The organism is Flavobacterium sp., assembly GCF_003525665.1.
Classification (GTDB): Bacteria; Bacteroidota; Bacteroidia; order Flavobacteriales; family Flavobacteriaceae; genus Flavobacterium.
On record NZ_DQDX01000104.1, the window covers coordinates 2699 to 6849 of the forward strand.

The 4151-nt window shown below is 32.7% G+C and carries 2 protein-coding genes; both read left to right on the plus strand.

Annotation, left to right across the window (positions count from 1 at the left end; translation table 11 throughout):
- Positions 1 to 217: 217 nt before the first annotated feature.
- Positions 218 to 2635, plus strand: a complete 2418-nt coding sequence (locus tag DIU01_RS07460; protein WP_290833066.1) for an MMPL family transporter — start codon at positions 218 to 220, stop codon at positions 2633 to 2635.
- A 52-nt stretch (positions 2636 to 2687) separates the two neighbouring features.
- A complete protein-coding gene (gene asnS, locus DIU01_RS07465; RefSeq protein ID WP_290833068.1) occupies positions 2688 to 4124 on the plus strand; it encodes an asparagine--tRNA ligase in 1437 nt (478 codons plus the stop codon).
- Positions 4125 to 4151: the final 27 nt, after the last annotated feature.

The window sequence follows — 4151 nt, forward strand, 5'->3', positions numbered from 1 at the left end:
ATAAAAAATAGTATTTTTAAATTTATTCATCCCAAAAAAATCAGTTCACTTAATCCTACAAATATGGTAAAAATTGTATTAAAAACTTTAATAATTAGTCAGTTTTTATAACAACTTTACAATAAGATGACATAGTTAAAATTCTAAGTAAAAGAAAGCGGTAAGTTCTTTGGTTTTGAGCCGTTTTGATTACCTTTGCAACCCATTTTAGGTTTTTATGAAAAAGATGTCAGGTATTGGTATTTGGGAATTTATTGCTCGAATTATCCTTAGAAATAGAATTGTAATTTTATGCGGAATTGTTTTAATCACAGTTCTTCTTGCTTTGCAATGGAAAAATGTGAAGTTTACACAAACCGAAGCCAACCTAATTCCAGCCGATGACAAAGTAAATGTTGACTATAATCATTTTCTTAGAAACTTTGGCGAAGAAGGAAATCTCATTGTAATTGCAACCAAAGACGAAAAATTATTCACGCCAAAAGTGTTTCAAGCATGGAGTAATTTAATGCAAAAACTGAAAAGTGACAAAGAAGTAAGTTTGGTGATTTCGGTTGATAACCTTCAAGAATTAGTTAAAAACGACACCTTACAATCTTTTGAATTAAAGCCTTTTGTAAATCCGAATAAATTAAATGACCAAAAGTATTTAGACGAACTTAAATCTGATTTCTTCAATAAATTCCCATTTTACCAAGGGTTATTATTCAACAAAGAAACCAAAGCCATTCGTTCTGCTGTTTACATTGATAAAAAAATTGTCAACACCAAAGCTAGAAAAGAATACATTCTCAATAAATTCATTCCCGAAATTGATAAATTCTACAAAGAAACTGGCATTAAACCGCATGTTTCTGGAATGCCGTACATTCGAACCTTAAATGCCAAAACAATTATCGACGAAATTGGGTTGTTTATTGGCGCGGCTTTATTGATTACTTCGCTAATTTTCTTCTACTTTTTTAGATCATTTAGAGCGACCGTTGTAGCAATGCTAGTAGTAATTATCGGCGTAATGTGGTCTTTTGGAATCATGGGCGCAATGGGTTATCAAATCACGGTTCTTACAGCATTAGTTCCCACTTTAGTAATCGTAATCGGAATTCCAAATTGTATTTTCTTCATCAATAAATACCATCAAGAATACCACAAACATTCTAATAAAGCTAAAGCATTACAACGCGTAATTACCAAAACTGGTACTGCAACTTTAATGACCAACATCACAACAGCAGTTGGTTTTGCTACGTTTATCATTACAAATAATGATTTATTAAAAGAATTTGGCGTGGTTACAACTATCAATATTATAGCAATTTACACTTTAAGTTTATTGATTATTCCAATTTTCTTCAGTTATATTCCGCCACCAAATGCTAGACATTTAGGACATTTAGAACGAAAATCGTTAACCTTTTTCTTCGATTGGATTGTAAACACAGTAAAATTTAGACGATTTGGAGTTTACACTACAGCTGTAGTTTTATTAGTCTTCGGAATTATCGGAATTTACGAAATAAAAATCTCTGGAAGCATCATTGAAGACATGCCAAAAAAAACCGAATTTTTTGAAGACATTCGTTTTTTCGAAAAAGAATTTGATGGTGTGATGCCACTCGAAATAATGATTGATACCAAGAAGAAAAACGGAGCAATGAAGCTTACCAATCTTCGTAGAATGGAAGAATTGGAAGAAACTATCATCGAAATTCCTGAACTTTCTAAACCATTGTCTATTGTAAACGTTGCCAAAAATTTCACACAAGCTTACTACAACGGAAATCCCGAATTTTACTTATTGCCATCTTCACAAGAGGAAACTTTCTTGATTCCGTATATTAAAAATTCACTTAACAACGGCAAAGACAATCAGCTTAAAAGTTACATCAATGCCGATGGAAGTATTGCTCGAATGACCACGTTTATCAAAGACGAAAACGGCGAAAAAATGGAAGACATTGAAGCTCAAATTCGTAAAAAAGTAAACAAATTATTTCCATCAGAAAGATATGAAGTGATTATTACTGGTAAAGCATCGGTTTTTCAAAAAGGAACTAAATATTTGCTGGATAATCTCCTTTCATCATTATTATTTGCCTTTTTATTAACTGGCGGATTGGTTGCCATAATGTTTCGATCATTCAAAATGGTTTTGGTTGCCATAATACCAAATTTATTGCCATTAATTATGACTGCTGGAATTATGGGATTTCTCGGAATTCCATTAAAACCATCTACATTATTGGTATTCGGAATTGCCTTTGGATTATCGGTTGACGATACCTTACGATTCTTGGCTCAATACAGATTAGAACTTTCACGAAACGAATGGAAGATAAAAAAATCAGTATTTGCAACGTTTAACGATGCCGGAATAAGTATGTTTTACACGTCAATTGTATTATTTTTTGGCTTCTCAGTTTTTATGCTTTCAAGTTTTGGTGGCACAGTTGCACTTGGCGGATTGGTATCTATAACTTTATGCTTCGGAATGTTATCCAATTTGGTTTTGCTTCCAGCCTTGGTTTTAACACTAAATAAAACATTAGCCAACGAACAAGAATTCCTTGAACCAACAATAGACATTCTAGAACAATCTGATGAAAAATTAGACGAATTAGAAAGAAATAAATAATTTATATTTGCATTAGATATTTGATATCAAAAATTTAAAATCTAAAATTACAATGAAACACACAAAAGTTAAAGACTTATTAAATAGCACAAAAGCGAATTACGAAGTAAATGCAAAAGGTTGGGTTAGAACTTTTAGAAACAGTCAATTTATAGCATTAAACGATGGTTCAACAATTAATAATATTCAGTGTGTTGTAGATTTTGAAAATACACCTGAAGAAATTTTAAAAAGAATTACAACCAGCGCATCAATTTCTGTAACTGGAACGTTAGTTGAAAGTAAAGGTGCAGGACAGAAATATGAAATTCAAGTTTCCAAATTAGAAATTCTGGGTGATTCAGATGCTGAAACTTACCCAATTCAATTAAGAAATAAACCAAGTTTAGAATTTTTAAGAGAGAAAGCACATTTAAGAGTTAGAACCAATGCTTTTGGAGCAATCATGAGAGTTCGCTCTGTATTGGCTCATGCGGTTCATACTTATTTTCAAGAAAAAGGATTTGTGTATGTAAACACGCCAATCATTACTGGCTCTGATGCTGAAGGTGCTGGAGAAATGTTTAAAGTTACGGCTTTGCCATTTGACAACACACCAAGAACTGAAGACGGAAAAGTAAATTACAAAGAAGATTTCTTCGGAAAAGAAACCAACCTAACAGTTTCAGGTCAATTAGAAGGAGAAACTTTTGCAATGGCATTGGGCCAGATTTATACTTTCGGACCAACTTTTAGAGCTGAAAACTCTAACACTTCTCGTCACTTGGCAGAATTTTGGATGATTGAACCAGAAGTGGCTTTCAATGATTTGGACGATAACATGGATTTGGCAGAAGATTTTATTCAGTATGTGATAAAATATACGATGGATAAATGCCAGGACGATTTGAAGTTTTTAGAAGGTCGTTTATTAGAAGAAGAAAAATCAAAACCACAAGCAGAACGAAGCGAAATGGCTTTGTTAGAAAAATTAAACTTCGTTTTAGAAAACAATTTCAAACGTGTTTCTTACACCGAAGCAATTGATATTTTAAGAGATTCAACTCCAAATAAAAAGAAAAAATTCAATTATATCATCAACGAATGGGGTGCAGATTTACAAAGTGAGCACGAAAGATATTTAGTTGAAAAACACTTCAAATGTCCAGTAATTTTGTTTGATTATCCAGCAAATATAAAAGCATTTTACATGCGTTTGAACGAAGACGGAAAAACAGTTCGCGCTATGGATATCCTTTTCCCAGGAATTGGAGAAATCGTTGGTGGATCGCAAAGAGAAGAACGTTACGACGTTTTGGTTGAAAAAATGAAAGCTCTCGGAATTGACGAAGAAGAACTTTGGTGGTATTTAGATACTAGAAGATTCGGTTCGGCAGTTCACTCAGGTTTCGGATTAGGATTTGAAAGATTGGTATTATTTGTAACTGGAATGTCTAACATTCGCGACGTAATTCCTTTCCCAAGAACACCACAAAACGCAGAATTCTAAAAAAATGTTTATAGTTTATTGTTTATA